This is a genomic window from Bacillus sp. MT94, assembly GCF_058792475.1.
Window position 1 is genome coordinate 229,893 of the sequence record NZ_JBXAEZ010000003.1, and the last position, 15,252, is coordinate 245,144.

Annotated in this window: 14 protein-coding genes; 6 read left to right on the top strand and 8 right to left on the bottom strand. The window is 35.4% G+C overall.

All coding sequences use genetic code 11. The features are described 5' to 3' along the window. Positions 1-98 precede the first annotated feature (98 nt). The 3 genes from AC1Q51_RS12940 (at position 99) to AC1Q51_RS12950 (ending at position 1,793) form a co-directional block, all read left to right on the top strand. Positions 99-497 (top strand): globin domain-containing protein, encoded by a 399-nt coding sequence (locus tag AC1Q51_RS12940; protein ID WP_000043386.1) that lies wholly within the window; start codon positions 99-101, stop codon positions 495-497. Beyond that, on the top strand, positions 497-1,390 hold the full coding sequence (locus AC1Q51_RS12945; protein ID WP_053565015.1) for a ClpXP adapter SpxH family protein: 894 nt from the start codon (positions 497-499) through the stop codon (positions 1,388-1,390). Before AC1Q51_RS12940 ends, AC1Q51_RS12945 begins: the two co-directional genes overlap by 1 nt. Positions 1,391-1,619: 229 nt before the next feature. Further along, positions 1,620-1,793 carry a hypothetical protein gene (locus AC1Q51_RS12950; RefSeq protein WP_081366397.1) on the top strand — a complete coding sequence of 58 codons (174 nt, stop codon included), beginning with the start codon at positions 1,620-1,622 and terminating at the stop codon, positions 1,791-1,793. Positions 1,794-1,922: 129 nt separating this feature from the next. Here AC1Q51_RS12950 and pepF read toward each other — a convergent pair whose 3' ends face one another. The 4 genes from pepF to mecA form a co-directional block, all read right to left on the bottom strand. Then, the gene (gene pepF, locus AC1Q51_RS12955) at positions 1,923-3,749 is read right to left on the bottom strand and encodes an oligoendopeptidase F (RefSeq protein WP_089170608.1); all 1,827 of its coding nucleotides are present in this window, start codon (positions 3,747-3,749) and stop codon (positions 1,923-1,925) included. A gap of 50 nt (positions 3,750-3,799) precedes the next feature. After that, the gene (locus AC1Q51_RS12960; RefSeq protein ID WP_090975813.1) at positions 3,800-5,044 is read right to left on the bottom strand and encodes a competence protein CoiA; all 1,245 of its coding nucleotides are present in this window, start codon (positions 5,042-5,044) and stop codon (positions 3,800-3,802) included. Between the two features lie 80 nt (positions 5,045-5,124). After that, complete coding sequence (locus tag AC1Q51_RS12965; RefSeq protein ID WP_000799191.1) at positions 5,125-6,669, bottom strand: cardiolipin synthase; 1,545 nt, start codon at positions 6,667-6,669, stop codon at positions 5,125-5,127. Between the two features lie 72 nt (positions 6,670-6,741). Further along, positions 6,742-7,425 carry an adaptor protein MecA gene (mecA, locus tag AC1Q51_RS12970; protein ID WP_000350715.1) on the bottom strand — a complete coding sequence of 228 codons (684 nt, stop codon included), beginning with the start codon at positions 7,423-7,425 and terminating at the stop codon, positions 6,742-6,744. Positions 7,426-7,770: 345 nt separating this feature from the next. Between mecA and AC1Q51_RS12975 the strand changes: the two genes are divergently transcribed. Further along, positions 7,771-8,445, top strand: a complete 675-nt coding sequence (locus AC1Q51_RS12975) for a TerC family protein (RefSeq protein WP_053565018.1) — start codon at positions 7,771-7,773, stop codon at positions 8,443-8,445. Positions 8,446-8,494: 49 nt separating this feature from the next. Here AC1Q51_RS12975 and spx read toward each other — a convergent pair whose 3' ends face one another. Continuing rightward, on the bottom strand, positions 8,495-8,890 hold the full coding sequence (spx, locus tag AC1Q51_RS12980) for a transcriptional regulator Spx (RefSeq protein ID WP_000258267.1): 396 nt from the start codon (positions 8,888-8,890) through the stop codon (positions 8,495-8,497). Positions 8,891-9,483: 593 nt separating this feature from the next. Between spx and AC1Q51_RS12985 the strand changes: the two genes are divergently transcribed. Beyond that, positions 9,484-9,687, top strand: coding sequence for a hypothetical protein (locus AC1Q51_RS12985; RefSeq protein WP_000559971.1), 204 nt, complete (start codon positions 9,484-9,486; stop codon positions 9,685-9,687). Between the two features lie 27 nt (positions 9,688-9,714). Here the strand turns inward: AC1Q51_RS12985 and AC1Q51_RS12990 are convergent, their stop codons facing one another. Then, positions 9,715-11,361 (bottom strand): peptide ABC transporter substrate-binding protein, encoded by a 1,647-nt coding sequence (locus AC1Q51_RS12990; RefSeq protein WP_071731611.1) that lies wholly within the window; start codon positions 11,359-11,361, stop codon positions 9,715-9,717. Between the two features lie 352 nt (positions 11,362-11,713). Here AC1Q51_RS12990 and AC1Q51_RS12995 point away from each other — a divergent pair, with 352 nt between their 5' ends. Further along, positions 11,714-13,159 carry an MATE family efflux transporter gene (locus AC1Q51_RS12995; RefSeq protein WP_053565021.1) on the top strand — a complete coding sequence of 482 codons (1,446 nt, stop codon included), beginning with the start codon at positions 11,714-11,716 and terminating at the stop codon, positions 13,157-13,159. Positions 13,160-13,277: 118 nt separating this feature from the next. Here AC1Q51_RS12995 and AC1Q51_RS13000 read toward each other — a convergent pair whose 3' ends face one another. Together AC1Q51_RS13000 and AC1Q51_RS13005 are read right to left on the bottom strand one after the other, a co-directional pair. Continuing rightward, positions 13,278-14,213 carry an ABC transporter ATP-binding protein gene (locus tag AC1Q51_RS13000; RefSeq protein ID WP_016082471.1) on the bottom strand — a complete coding sequence of 312 codons (936 nt, stop codon included), beginning with the start codon at positions 14,211-14,213 and terminating at the stop codon, positions 13,278-13,280. Next, entirely contained in the window at positions 14,206-15,249 is a 1,044-nt protein-coding gene (locus AC1Q51_RS13005) for an ABC transporter ATP-binding protein (protein ID WP_000854346.1), read from the bottom strand. The genes AC1Q51_RS13000 and AC1Q51_RS13005 overlap by 8 nt, the downstream gene beginning before the upstream one ends. Positions 15,250-15,252 lie beyond the last annotated feature (3 nt).

Genomic DNA, 15,252 nt, shown 5'->3' on the forward strand with positions numbered 1-15,252 from the left:
ATAGGCAAAGAATCTTTGAGGAGGCTGTTTATTTGCCCTCTCGAACATTCCATTGCTACAATAGATATACATTTCATGGAAAAAGGAGTTTATAAAGGATGAGCAAGCAACCGATGACACCATTTGAAGCAATTGGCGGTGAACAATGCATTGCAATATTAGTAGATACATTTTATTCCTATGTCAGTAAACACCCTGACTTATCTCCCATCTTCCCGGAAGATTTAACAGAAACCGCTAGGAAGCAGAAGCAATTTTTAACACAATATTTAGGTGGTCCTAATTTGTACACTGAAGAACATGGTCATCCTATGTTAAGAGCACGCCATCTTCCGTTTGAGATTACTCCAAAACGAGCAGAGGCTTGGCTATCATGTATGGAGCAAGCAATGGATGATACTGGAGTGCATGGTCATATAAGAGAGTTTGTCTTTGAACGTTTAGCATTAACCGCTCAGCATATGGTTAATACTCCAAACGAAACAGGTGAAGTGTAATGGATAAGCAGGAAGCAAAGCATATAAATATGCCATCTCCTTCCGCATGTGAGCATAAGTCTGTAGAAGCATATTTATTTATTGATCCACTTTGTAAAGATTGCTGGGAAATTGAGCCTTTTATTATTAAACTATGGCTTGAATACGGGAAATACTTCTCTATTCGTCATATCGTAACAGGAAAAGTGGATGGAACGAACGCTTCCTCACACAAATGGAATAAACCTGCTAATATTCGATTTGTGTGGGAAAAGACAACAAGTTTACAAGGTTTTTCATGCGATGGAAAGGTACATATGCAAGAAGCATCGTCAACACCATATTTAGTTTCGATGGCAATTAAGGCAGCGGAGTTGCAAGGCCGAAAAGCAGGTTCGAAGTTTTTGCGAAAACTCCAAGAATACATTTTCCTTGAAAATGTATCAAGCCCTGACTGCGAACTATTACTTGCATGTGCGAAAGATAGCAATATTGATGTAGAAGAATTTAAAAAAGATCTACATTCTGCTAGTGCAAAAAAAGCTTTCCAATGTGACTTGAAATTCACGAATGAAATGCATATTACAGAAATACCCTCCCTCGTCTTTTTTCATGCGAACTCAGATGAAGAAGGTATTAAAATCGCTGGAAATTATTCCTACGATGTATACGTACAATTATTGAAAGAACTTGTAAAATGTGAAATTGAGCCAGAACCATTACCACCTTTAGAAGTGCTACTAGAAGCAACACAATTTATATCTTCAAAAGAAGTAGCATTTATTTATGACTGTCCGCAACAAGAAATTGAGCGCGAACTTAAAAAATTACAACTGAAACGAAAAGTACAAATGATAGAAGTAAAATGCGAACGTTATTGGAAATGGATAGCAAAAGAAAAAGACCTGGTGTAAACACCAGGTCTTCTTCTTTACGGCTTATAAAAATATTAAAGGGGATGGGAGAAATTTTCACGTTCAAACAAAGGGGTATATGTTTGTATGTGAATTCGTTCACGCTTATTATATTACAAGATTCGACGTCAGATGACAACCCCTTTTGTCGAATTTCACACTTTTGTCACATTCTAAACGTTTTCATTTTTGAATAAGCTATAAAAAAGGTCATTTAGGGGGTTTATTTATGAAAAAATCTTATATTGCTCTTCTCTTTCTAGCTGTCATCGTTTCTTTTTTCTTGTACATCCTCTCTCTATTACAAGCTTTTCCTAAAATTATTGCCTTACCTCTTTTATTCGTAATCATTGTTATCACTCTCTCTTATTTCAATCATAAAAAACGATTCAAAGGGTTTTAATTTCAAAAATCAGCCGTAAAACTATCCTTTCAGTTAGAAAAAACAAAGAAATTCACCTTGTTTTTCGACATATATCGACATTTAATCTATTCAAAAAAAGACGAGGATACAATCCCTCGTCTTTTTTCATTACTTTTCTTCAAATAATAATGCTTCTAATTCATTTAATTTCTCTTCAAATACTTGTAGTGCCTCTTTTACTGGTTCAGGAGATGCCATATCTACTCCTGCTTTTTTCAGCACTTCAATTGGATAATCAGAGCTTCCTGCTTTTAAGAACTCGTTAATATAACGTTCTACTGCTGGTTGTCCTTCTTCTAAAATCTGTTTAGATAGAGCAGTCGCTGCACTAAATCCTGTTGCGTATTGATATACGTAATAGTTGTAGTAGAAGTGTGGAATACGAGACCATTCTAAACCAATCTCTTCGTCGATTACTAAAGCGTCACCGAAATATTTCTTATTTAAATCATAGTAGATTTCCGTTAGCATATCTGGCGTAACAGCATGTCCTTCTTGTACTTTCTTATGAATAATATGTTCAAACTCTGCAAACATCGTTTGACGGAATACAGTACCACGGAACCCTTCTAAATAATGATTTAATAAATATAGACGCTCTTTCTTATCTTCTGTCGTTTTTAATAAATAATCATTTAGAAGCGCTTCATTACAAGTAGATGCCACTTCTGCTACAAAGATGGAATAATCACCATATACGTGCGGTTGTGTTTTTCTTGTATAGTAACTATGCACCGAATGACCAAACTCATGAGCAAGTGTAAATAAGTTATTTACATTATCATGCCAGTTCATTAAAATATACGGATTTGTTCCATATGCACCAGATGAGTATGCCCCGCTTCGTTTTCCTTTATTCTCATACACATCTACCCAGCGATTTTCATATGCCTCTTTCAAAATATCAACATATTCATCACCAAGTACGTTTAAAGATTTTAATAAAAGGTCTTGTGCTTCTTCGTATTTCACATTCATTTTCACTTCTGGTACAAGTGGTGTATATAAATCATACATATGAAGCTCATCAAGTCCTAATGCACGCTTACGAATATCGATGTAACGGTGTAATAAATGTAAGTTGTCATTTACCGTTTCAACGAGTTGATCGTATACTGCTTCCGGAATATTATTATTGCTCAGTGCAGCTTGGCGAGCAGAATCATATTTACGAACACGCGCATTGAAATTATTACGTTTTACTGCTCCACTTAACGTACTTGCGAATGTATTTTTAAATTTCCCATACGTTTCATATACAGCTTTAAATGCATCTTCGCGAACACGAGGATCATCACTTTCTAAAAACTGAATGTAACGGCCATGTGTAATTTCTATTTCTTCTCCGTCTTCACCTTTAATAGATGGGAATTTTAAATCCGCGTTATTCAACATACCGAATGTATTGCTTGATGAACTCATTACTTCAGATGCTTCCGCTAATAAAGCCTCCTCAGCTTCTGATAATACGTGCGGGCGTTGACGTGTAATTTCTTCTAATGCATGTTCATATACACTTAAATCTCTATTTTCCTTCAAGAATGTTTGCATTGTATCTTCTGAAATCGATAAAATTTCAGGCACAATATACGCTGTGCTACTAGATACTTGTGAATATAAATTTGTTGCGCGATCATTTAATGCTTGATATACAGAGTTTGTTGTATCTTGATCGTAACGCATATGAGCATATGTATATAGCTTACCTAATCGCATTGAAATTTCATCTTCATATTGCAATGCCTCAAGTAAATTGTCCGCAGAGTCACCAAGTTTCCCTTTAAATTCAGTTAACTTCGGTAATAGCTCTTTAATAGCCTGGAATTCTTTTTCCCATTCTGCATCTGTTTGGAAAATATCTTCTAATCGCCACGTACTTGCTTCTTCAATCTCGTTGCGATCTGGTAATGCTTTCGCTTTGTTTTGTTCAGACATTCTTTAAGCCCTCCTTTAAATATCTCTACTTAAGTACAATTCGTTTTTTCTTATGTAATTCCTTCACAATCATTCTTTATTATATCCCCTTTTCCTCCTCTCATGTTAAAATTTGCCTCAAATAAAGATAGCGCATGTATTAAGCAAATCTCATCATGTTTCATAATTTCCTCCTCTGTTTTTAACATCACTACATCCCTTATTTTTCGGTACGTATAACTTCCCGCTTTATGCAATACACCTATATAGCATAAAAATGTCATATATTCAGTAACTGCCACTTTCCATGTGTGCTGTGAAAAGTACGGAAGTATCCGCCTTTTCGTATACCTTTTTACATAACTACACACATATTGAAGAGAAATACACTCTCCTACTGCAAGCCCCCCTATACACTTCATATATAGAAAAGCTTGCCATATAAATGGGTTTGTTTGAAAAGCAAATCCAGAAGGGAGTGGAACACCAATTTCAGAAGGAAAGCTCGCTGGGGTACATTTAAATTGATATAAGAGGCGTAATAATGACTTATAGTTATAATTCCAAATAGGCAGAGCGTTTTGCCGAAAATAATCCTTTCGCTTCTTCCATTCTCGTTCTAATATTTCCTTTTTGAAAGGAATAGGAGAAAAAAGCATTTCAAAAGTAGTCGTTTCAATTGGTAAATATATAATATGTGAGAAAGAGACGCTTGTAGAAAATGAAGTGATAAATGCACATTTCATAAATGATTTTTCTTTCGAACAGAAGAAAATAAGAAATGGTTGAGGATAAGATTGTAAGGAGAAAGCCATAAGTGAGGAGAATTTCATCCAATATGCCGATTGCTTTTTCAATTGATTTCCACCAACGATCCAAATGACCTGTATACCAGCTCGCCAATATGAATAGGTTCTTTTGTACAGCTGCTCTATAGCAAGGTTTGCACATTGGTATTCAATTGCAATTTTTCTGCCCGCCCTCTCTACAAAAATATCTGGTCGTTGCTTAATTTCCGGAAGGTAGTACTCAATATCCACCTGAAAGTTTTGACGTTTGAACCATCTATATAACAATTCTTTACCGTGCATATGATACGTTGATTCCGCTTCATAAAAGGCAAGACATGAATCCACTTTTTTATGAGCAAAATGCCAACTTTTTTGTTTCCCTAATTTCATTTGCACTTCCTTTCCACAAGCTACACAAAAGAATCGTTCCTGTTGGCGCATACGGCGCAAAAGCTCTTCATTACAATTATAGAGTAAATGAATTTTTTCTCCGTTTTCTCTTTTAGCTATAAATATCGGAATCACACCCTTTCAGCTCCTTATATTCTACAATTTATTACAAATTCCTTTTAAAAAAGAGATGTCCCAATTTCGGACATCTCTTTTTATAATAATGGCGATAATAACCGGTACGTTGATTCAACAATTCGTCTATGCAGACGCCTTTTATGAAAACGATCGACGTGAATTTCACTGGATTCTTCTAAATCGTCTTTAAAGTCTTGAACAAGTCTTTTAATGCTATCTGTATCATATAAAAAGGCATTTACTTCAAAATTCAAATGAAAACTTCTCATATCCATATTAGCTGTCCCAATTGAAGCTAAATCAGAATCAACGATGACAATTTTACTATGAAGAAAACCTTTTTCGTATTCATATATCTTTACTCCTGCGTCTAAAAGCTCTGGGAAGTACGATCTCGATGCGTAAAAGACAGTGCGCTTATCAGGTTTACTCGGCATCAACAAACGGACATCAATACCAGCAAGTGCAGCAACCTTTAATGCGGATAAAATATCATCATCCGGAATAAAATACGGCGTTGCAATCCAAATAGATTTCCGAGCAGAAGCGATCATTGCGAAATATAAATGCTTAATCGTTTCCCACTTATTATCGGGGCCGCCTGCAACTAGCTGCACTCCTCCCCAATGATCACCCTCAACTGCTTTTGCTTGTAAATATTCAGGAGCTAGCACAGCCTCTCCAGTCATATAAAACCAATCTTGAAGGAAAATAAGCTGTAAACTTTGAACCGCTTCACCACGTAAATACAAATGAGTGTCTCGCCAAAAGCCAAAATATTTACTTTTTCCTAAATACTCATCACCAATATTTAATCCGCCCACAAACCCTTCGTTCCCATCAATCACAACAATTTTCCTATGATTTCGATAATTAATCTTATCGTTTAAAATCGGAAAGCGCACAGGAAAGAACGGAATCATTTCTACACCTGCATCGTTTAATTCTTCAATATACGATTTCGATAACTTAAAACTTCCAACCGCATCATATAAAAAGCGAACAACAACGCCCTCTTTTGATTTTTGTATTAAAATATCTTTAATTTCTGTTCCTAATTTATCATCACGCACAATGTAATATTCCATATGAATGTGATGTTTCGCTCGTTTTAACCCATTTAAAATGGCCTGAAACGTTTCATCTCCATTTGTTAATGTCCTCGTTTCAGTTTGAAATGAAATATTTAAAGCACCTAATCGATCCGCTAAACGAAATAACAGTTCTTGATGCTTATGATTGCGTAAAATTCGTTCTTCGTAATCTTCATGCCCTTTATATTGTAAAAACGCCTGTTCATCAAGTAACGCCTTCTTTTGAAACATTCTTTTTCTCCGAAAATTTTGTCCAAATAATAAATAAGCAAAGAAGCCAAACACAGGAAAAATCCCTAACACAATTAACCATGTAAGTGTTTTAGATGGGTGGCGATTTTCTAAGAAAATAACGCAACCAATTAAAAACGCAGATACTGTAAATAAAATACTAATAATACCTAAAATCGAAACATCTTTTATCCCAATCACATCTGAATAAAATGCTACATCAATAAACATACGTAACGAAACAAATAATGCGAACAATAGCAAGATAAAGAAAATCAGCTTTAACGTATTTTTCATCTCTTACCTCCTAACTAAGAAAGCTTTCCTATTCTTCATATAAAAAGCCGATTTCATACTACAGAAATCGGCCTACGTTTTAGCAGGAAAATTATTGCGAATCGTTTCAAGCGCATGCTCTTTCACAATTTGTTTTCCATACTCACTTACACGATGAATTGTTAAAGTTGATTCTTCCCCATATTCTAAAACAATACTTAAAATACGATCGATTTCTTCTTCATCATGTAGCACTTCATCGAATTCCACATATACATAATAGCGGTCCTCAAATGAATACAGCTCATCTTTTATATCTTCAAAGATAAGACGATGACTTAATGAAATGACATCTTCAAAATCATTAAATTTAATCAAAAAGCCAAACGTCCCATCTTCATTAAAGTTTGTTCCTGTTTGTTCTTCTACCTCTTCGACTAACTCTTGTTGGAATAATGATTCAATGCCTTCATCTAGAGGAATATCTATAATTTTGTCTACCCCTATCGGTAGTTCCAGCTTTTGCCCATCCTTTGAAAGCTCTGCTTTCGTGACAAGTACTTCAATCCCTTTATCGACTGCTTGCACTTGGATCCATAACGGCCCATCAATAAAGAAATCGTCATGATCACGAGCTTCGTCCATCATCTCCCAAAAGAGCTCTTCACTTCGTTCGCGATCATACCAAATTTCTTCACGATTAAATCCTCTATCCTCTATATCAATGTACGTAATAAAAAATTTCATCGTATGATCATTAATTCTTTCAATATCCAAAATACAACTCTCCCTTCCTGCTTAGAATTGTTATGAAGGGATTCCCCACTCATATGACAAATCAATAGATTCTTGTACTCTCATTTTATGATAAGATTCTCCAGAATGGAAATAAAATCGATTTATTTTACAAAAATAGTTATATGCCTATCTTTACTCGATCAACTACATAAATATATTATTATAACGATTTCTTACTTACAAAAAATTTGGACATACATTTCCACATTCCCCCGTACACTGTAATAAGGTGAAACTTCTATTAGAAGAGATTATTTAACAACAACTTTCTTCATCACATACATACAGTTCGCTTATTAAAACATCATAAATGGAGGCAGACGAATGGACTTAGAGTTTTTAACATCCGTACTAATGATTGTCGGTATCGATGTTGTATTAGGTGGTGACAATGCAATCGTCATCGCACTAGCTAGCCGAAATTTACCTGAATCGAAACGAAATAAAGCTATTTTGATCGGTACTCTTTTAGCAATCGTACTAAGAATTGTCCTTACTATACTAGCTGTCTATTTACTCGACATTCCATTTCTACAATTGATTGGCGGGGTTTTACTTACATTAATTGCAATCAATTTATTAACTGATGATAGCAATGACCTTTCTGCCATTCAAGGAAAAACAACTTTATTTCAAGCTGTGCGGACAATTGTTTTCGCGGATCTCGTTATGGGGTTTGATAATGTTATTGCCATTGCAGGTGCAGCTCACGGGAGATTTTTACTCGTCATAATCGGCTTACTCATTTCTATCCCTATTATTATTTGGGGCAGTAAACTTATTTTAATACTTATGGAACGATTTCCATTCCTCATTTATTGCGGTGCAGCAATTCTTGCCTATACTGCAGGGAAAATGGTTACACATGAAGACAGACTTGCAATCTTTTTTCATAACAACCCAAGTTTCACCGCAAGCATTCCTTATTTGTTCATTTTCACTATTTTATGCATCGGCTTTATCGTAAAACAAGTTCGATTACGCAATGTGAAACATTAAAAAAAACCTTCTACTATATAATAGGTAGAAGGTTTTCATATTATTATAATTAATTTACAAGACGTTGTGCTTCACGTAATTGGAACGTTCTTACTGTACGTGGTAAGAAACGACGAATTTCGTCTTCGTTGTAACCAACTTGAAGGCGTTTCTCGTCAATCATAATTGGACGACGTAAAATCCCTGGATAGTCACGAATCATCTTATATAAATCTTGAAGTGGTAAAGACTCTAAGTTTACATTCAATTCTTGGAAAACTTTCGAACGAGTAGAAATAATCTCATCCGTTCCGCTTTCTGTCATACGTAAAATCTCTTTAATTTCCTCAATCGTTAATGGATCTGAGAAGATATTACGTTCTGTATAGGGAATATGATTTTCCTCTAGCCATAATTTCGCCTTTCTACAAGACGTACAGCTTGGAGAACTATATAATGTTACCATACAAAGCTCACTCTCCTTAAAGAGTACAAATTCTGTACTAAATACAGTTTTAATTTCTAACTTCAGCAATTTTTCGCGATAACTTGTCTTATTGAAAAGTACAAAAATCGCATTTCATGTAAGCAACAACTTATAATAAACAACAATTACTTTTAATAAGTAACTTCTATAATCATTATACAATAGATTTTGCAAGAAATATACAGTAAATTTCCTGCTAGTTGAGAAAACTCTTCCGTGTATTCCACTGCTATGTAACATGATTACGCTCAATTTAGCTGTACTTGAACAATAACTTTCAATCCTTTTACTACTCACTTCTCATAGATTTTTCATATAATATATAGTTATTTATCTATAATCTTCCCTATGAAAAAGAGAACGTTTTCTTACTTTTTCCTGATAAATCAATTAAGAAATGTAAGACTATATAAATGAGAATAAAAGGGAACGTTTGTTCTCATTTTAACAAACATTCTCCCTCCTGTCTACACGATTTCTAAAGTAAATTAAATATTTTTCTGACATTTCTTTCTTTTTCATTTTTTATCTCATACAATAAACATACAGACAAGCAAAGGGGGAGTTTTCAAATGATTGCTTTTTTTATTGATTTTATTACGGTTGCTGCCCTCATCATCGGAATAACAGCATTGATTGGTGTCATTACAAATAGCATCGGCGAAAAGCTCTTTGGTGGAAAAGAAAAAATGAAGTTTGTTAACAAAAGTTTGGATGTACAATCTGGCTGGAACCAAGTTGGCGGAAAAGGCATTTATAAAAAACGCACGTATTAAAAAAAGCAGGTGGTTAGCCTGCTTTTTTTATTTTCCTACGGATGCCCACTTAAAGCTTAATTCACCGCCATATTTGTGGATATACACATCTTTAATCGTTTCTCTTTCTAATATAGATCTGCCGCGTTGGAATACTGGCGCAATTGCTGCATCCTCAAATAAAATTTTCTCTGCTTTTAACAGTTCATTCCAACGTCCTTTTACATCTGAGCCTTCTTGCTTTGCCTTTTTAATAATGTCATCATACTGAGCATTAGAATAAGCCATTTTATTTTGTGAACCATCTGTTATAAACATATCAAGGAATGTGATTGCATCAGGAAAATCAGGTCCCCATCCAGTAAATGAAATATCAAACTGTCCACTATCTTCAAGTTTTAATTTTTGCGCAAATGGTTGCATCTTAATTGTTACTGTTAGACCTGGTAAGTTCTTTTCTAATTCTCCCTTTACATACTCACCAATTTTCTTAGATTCTTCATTATCAAAGTTTAAAAATTCTAGTTCTATTTTATCCTTACCTAATTCTTTCTTGCCTGCTTCCCAGAATTTTTTAGCTTCCTTCACATCGACTTTCGAAAGCTTTCCATTTTCTTTTCTGAAATCTTGCTTATCTGGTCCCTTAACAAAATCAGATGGTACTAAACCATAAGCTCCCTTAGAACCGTTGTTTAAAATAACCTCTCCAATACCATCTCGATCGTATGCACTAGAAATAGCCTTACGAATATTTTTGTTAGCTAATGATGGATTTTTTTGGTTAAAACGCAAGAAGAATACAGTTGGATCATTAATTGTTTTAAAGTCTTTTTGTCCTTTATATTTATCAACTAACTCCGCTGATAAACCAACTCTGTCAATCGCATTCGTATTATACAAATTAACAGCTGCTCCTGTATCTTTTACAACATTAAAGTTAACTTCTTCTAACTTCACTTCTTTTTGATCCCAATAATTTGGATTTTTCTTTAATTTGAAACTTTGTTCATGTTTCCATTCATTTAATACAAATGGACCGTTATACAGAGTTGTATTTGCTTCCAAACCAAATTTTTCTCCCTGTTCTTTCATATATTTCTCATTTAATGGGAAAAATAGTGGATACACAGTTAAATCGAGAAAGTATGGAACTGGATTATCCAATTCAACTTCTAATGTATAATCATCTATTGCTTTAACACCTAATTGATCCGGTGATAGCTCTCTTTTATTAATTTTTTCTGCATTTTTTACATCTAACATAATATATCCTGATTTTGCTGCCGTATCAGGATTAACAGCTCTTTGCCATGCATAGACAAAATCTTTTGCTGTTACAGGGTCACCATTCGACCATTTAGCGTCTTCCCGCAATTTAAACGTATATTTTTTACCATCTTCTGATTTTGTATGAGATTTTGCCACACCTGGAACTAACTTATCGCCTTTTCCAAGTCGATACAGCCCTTCCATTGTATTATTCATAACTTTTGAAGAAGCAGCATCCGAGGCAAGTGTTGTATCCATTGTCGGAATTTCAGACACTTCTGTTAGATTAATAACTTGCTTCGCACCGCTTTTCCCGCTATCCCCTTTTGCGTTTGCTTGCGGTTCATCTTTTTGATAGCTACATGCCCCTAACATCATGCTCATCGCTACTGTTGATGCTACAAAAACTGGTATCTTTTTTTTCATACTTCCACCCTCCAAAAAAATGTTAGCCCTTTCATTTTCAAACAGAAAGAAATATATATATGTTCTAATAATTCATATTATACACACAAATATATTTTTTGTATATTTATATTTCTATTTCATTAAAATTTTATGTAAAAAAATATATCTTTGTAAACGTTTTATATTGCTGATTATCTTTACTAAAGTACCAAAAATAATTATTTTTATATTTTTCTAAATTATCAGAGAAAAATAAATTTTATATTTTATAATACTTTATGTATAATTATCCCAACCTTTTTAACATAAAATAGCAGTCCCTTCATATTAAAAATATGTAGGCTAAAATGAGTGCAAAGGATAAGAAAGTATGTTACGATACATTTTGCTAAAAATAGATATCGGTAAAGAGGGGACGGACATGACAGCAATTCAGGAAAAAAATGGGCCGACAGAGAAATTAAGTTTATTCTTATTAACATGGCCTATTTTTCTAGAAGTTTTTCTTTTTATGTTGATGGGGATCGCTGATACTTTCATGTTAAGTGCATTATCAGACGATGCTGTATCTGGGGTTGGTGCAGCGAATCAATACCTCCATATCGCTATTTTGGTATTAGAAGTCATCGGGAACGGCGCAGCTATCGTCGTATCTCAATACCTCGGTTCCAAACGCTTTATGGAAGCATCTAAAATATCAGCATTAGCCGTCACATTAAATTTAATAGTTGGGCTCGTTATAAGCGCTGGTTTTCTTTTATTTTCGAAACATATGATGCTCGCAATGAACTTACAAGGCGATGTACTAACGTATGCGCAAAACTACTTATCTATCGTCGGAGGAGCCATCTTCCTACAAGCTATTATTAACTCATTAGCCGCAATTATCCGTGTACACGGTTTCACAAAGCAAGCGATGTTTATTTCACTCGGAATGAATATTATTCATATCGCTGGAAACTACGTACTCATTTTCGGGAAATTTGGTTTCCCTGAGCTCGGTGTACAAGGGGCTGCAATTTCTTCCGCTATCAGTCGATTGATCGCACTTATTGTTTTCTTCTGGTTACTATACCGCGTTATGGAATATCGCGTGAAATTACAATATTACTTCACTTTATCCAAAGAATACATTGGGAAAATTTTAAAAATCGGTATTCCATCTGCATTTGAACAAGTGATGTATCAAGCTTGTCAAATCGTCTTCCTTTATTACGCAACGTACTTAGGAACGGAATCATTAGCTGCTAGACAATACGCTACTAACATTTCCATGTTCACTTATTTATTTGCAATTGCGATTGGTATGGGAACAGCCATTATTATTGGCCGCCTTGTTGGTGGTGGCGAAAAGGATGAAGCATACGAACGCTTATGGAAAAGTGTAAAATGGGCGATTGGTGTAACTCTATGTATGGTCGCTCTCGTTATTACATTCCGTACACAATTAATGGGACTGTTTACAGATAATCCGCACATTATCGGGTTAGGCGCAAGTGTTCTTTTACTAAGTGTACTACTTGAAACGGGACGTACGATGAATATCGTCATCATTAATTCGCTTCGTGCAGCTGGTGATGCAAAATATCCTGTTTTAATCGGTGCATTCTCTATGGTGTTAATGAGTTTACCACTAGGTTACTTTTTCGCCTTTCATTTAGATATGGGGCTCGTTGGTATTTGGCTAGCGATCGCCATCGACGAATGGACGCGTGCCATTATTATGTTCTTCCGCTGGAAAAGCAGGGCGTGGGAACGTTACGCACTTGTGAAACCAGAAGAGCAAGACGAGATTGGTTCTGTTCAGGCACAGTAGTACTTGTTTGATCATGATGTATTTATTAATAAATGCAATTTATATCGACTTACCGACAACTCATTTATATAGTATAGAAAAAAGCCATCCTTCCTTAATGGAAGAATGGCTTTTTTTATTATTGATAAATCTCTTTATATTTCTTATACTCTGCTTCAGAACATAGTACGAAATGTCCTGGGCGAATTTCACGCATTGTTGGCACTTCGCTACCGTAATCATGCTGCGATGGATCGTATACGATACGTTTACGATTGCGCTCATAATCTGGATCTGGTAGCGGAATTGCTGATAATAGTGATTTCGTATATGGATGAACTGGATTCGCATATAACTCTTCACTTGTTGTTAGCTCAACGATTTGACCACGGTACATTACACCGATGCGGTCACTAATGTATTTTACCATTGATAAATCATGGGCAATGAATAAGTATGTTAGACCTTTTTCTTTTTGTAGCTTTTTCAGTAAGTTTACAACTTGCGCCTGAATCGATACGTCAAGTGCTGAGATCGGCTCATCCGCAATGATAAATTCTGGTTCTACAGCAAGCGCTCGAGCGATACCGATACGCTGACGTTGTCCACCTGAGAATTCGTGCGGGAAACGGTTCGCGTGCTCTTTATTTAAACCAACTGTGTTTAATAGTTCATGAACACGGTCCATGCGCTCTTTTTTACTTTTCGCTAATCCGTGAATATCAATACCTTCTGCGATAATATCCCCTACTGTCATACGAGGATTTAATGATGCGTATGGATCTTGGAAAATCATTTGCATTTTACGGTTGAATTTCTTCAATTCTGCGCGTGATTTCTTACCATGTACGTTTTCACCATCGAACAATACTTCACCAGCAGTTGCATCATATAAACGAATAATCGTTCTTCCAGTAGTTGATTTACCACAACCTGATTCTCCTACAAGACCAAATGTTTCTCCGCGGTAAATATCAAATGAAATATCATTAACCGCTTTGACAACACCACCACTCACGTCGAAGTGCTGCTTTACATTTTTTACTTCAATTAATTTCTCACGTTGTTTAGTCATGTTGTTCACCTGCTTTCATTTGAAGAATACGTTTTTCAACGACTGCCGGCGGTTTTACCTCTGGAGCTTGCTCGTGAAGTAACCAAGTTGCCGCATAGTGTGTATCACTTACTTTAAATAAAGGTGGGTCCATTTCAAAATCAATTTTTAGTGCCTGTGGGTTACGTGGTGCAAAAGCATCACCCTTTGGCGGCTTTAATAAATCCGGAGGCGTTCCAGGAATTGCATATAACTCTTCCTCTGAGCCATCTAAGCTTGGCATAGATGCGATTAAGCCCCAAGTATATGGATGTTTCGGATTATAGAAAATTTCATCTACAGTTCCAATTTCAACAACTTTACCAGCATACATAACTGCCACTCGGTCAGCAACGTTTGCTACTACACCTAAGTCATGCGTAATGAAAATAATTGCCGCTTCTGTTTTTTGCTGAATGTCTTTCATAAGTTCTAAAATTTGTGCCTGAATCGTAACGTCTAGCGCTGTTGTCGGCTCATCGGCAATTAATAATTTCGGGTTACAAGCTAACGCCATCGCAATAACTACACGCTGTCTCATACCACCTGAGAATTGGTGAGGATATTGTTTTAAACGAGCTTCTGGATTTGGAATACCTACAAGGTCGATTAATTCTAAAGCAACTTTACGTGCGTCTGCTTTACTCATCCCTTGGTGTTTAATAAGGCCTTCCATAATTTGATTTCCAATTGTCATCGTTGGGTTTAATGATGTCATTGGATCCTGGAAAATCATCGCGATATCTTTACCACGTACTTGCTGCATTTCTTTTTCTGTTAATTTCGTTAAGTCACGACCTTCAAATACGATCTCACCATTTTTAATGCGTCCAGGAGGATTCGGAATTAATCCCATTAACGCTTTAGAAGTAACTGATTTCCCTGAACCAGATTCTCCTACAATCGCCAATGTCTCTCCTTTTTTCAAATCAAAAGTAACGCCGCGTACAGCTTGTACTTCACCTGCATGTGTATCAAAGGAGACTTGTAAATCTTTTACCTCTAACAATGTTTTCATCTT

Excerpts from the sequence above, each read along its gene's own strand:
- AC1Q51_RS12940 (WP_000043386.1), top strand. The coding sequence starts at position 99 with ATGAGCAAGCAACCGATGACACCATTTGAAGCAATTGGCGGTGAACAA.
- AC1Q51_RS12945 (WP_053565015.1), top strand. The coding sequence starts at position 497 with ATGGATAAGCAGGAAGCAAAGCATATAAATATGCCATCTCCTTCCGCA.
- AC1Q51_RS12950 (WP_081366397.1), top strand. The coding sequence starts at position 1,620 with ATGAAAAAATCTTATATTGCTCTTCTCTTTCTAGCTGTCATCGTTTCT.
- pepF (WP_089170608.1), bottom strand. The coding sequence starts at position 3,749 with ATGTCTGAACAAAACAAAGCGAAAGCATTACCAGATCGCAACGAGATT.
- AC1Q51_RS12965 (WP_000799191.1), bottom strand. The coding sequence starts at position 6,669 with ATGAAAAATACGTTAAAGCTGATTTTCTTTATCTTGCTATTGTTCGCA.
- AC1Q51_RS12975 (WP_053565018.1), top strand. The coding sequence starts at position 7,771 with ATGGACTTAGAGTTTTTAACATCCGTACTAATGATTGTCGGTATCGAT.
- spx (WP_000258267.1), bottom strand. The coding sequence starts at position 8,890 with ATGGTAACATTATATAGTTCTCCAAGCTGTACGTCTTGTAGAAAGGCG.
- AC1Q51_RS12985 (WP_000559971.1), top strand. The coding sequence starts at position 9,484 with ATGATTGCTTTTTTTATTGATTTTATTACGGTTGCTGCCCTCATCATC.
- AC1Q51_RS12990 (WP_071731611.1), bottom strand. The coding sequence starts at position 11,361 with ATGAAAAAAAAGATACCAGTTTTTGTAGCATCAACAGTAGCGATGAGC.
- AC1Q51_RS12995 (WP_053565021.1), top strand. The coding sequence starts at position 11,714 with ATGTTACGATACATTTTGCTAAAAATAGATATCGGTAAAGAGGGGACG.
- AC1Q51_RS13000 (WP_016082471.1), bottom strand. The coding sequence starts at position 14,213 with ATGACTAAACAACGTGAGAAATTAATTGAAGTAAAAAATGTAAAGCAG.
- AC1Q51_RS13005 (WP_000854346.1), bottom strand. The coding sequence starts at position 15,249 with ATGAAAACATTGTTAGAGGTAAAAGATTTACAAGTCTCCTTTGATACA.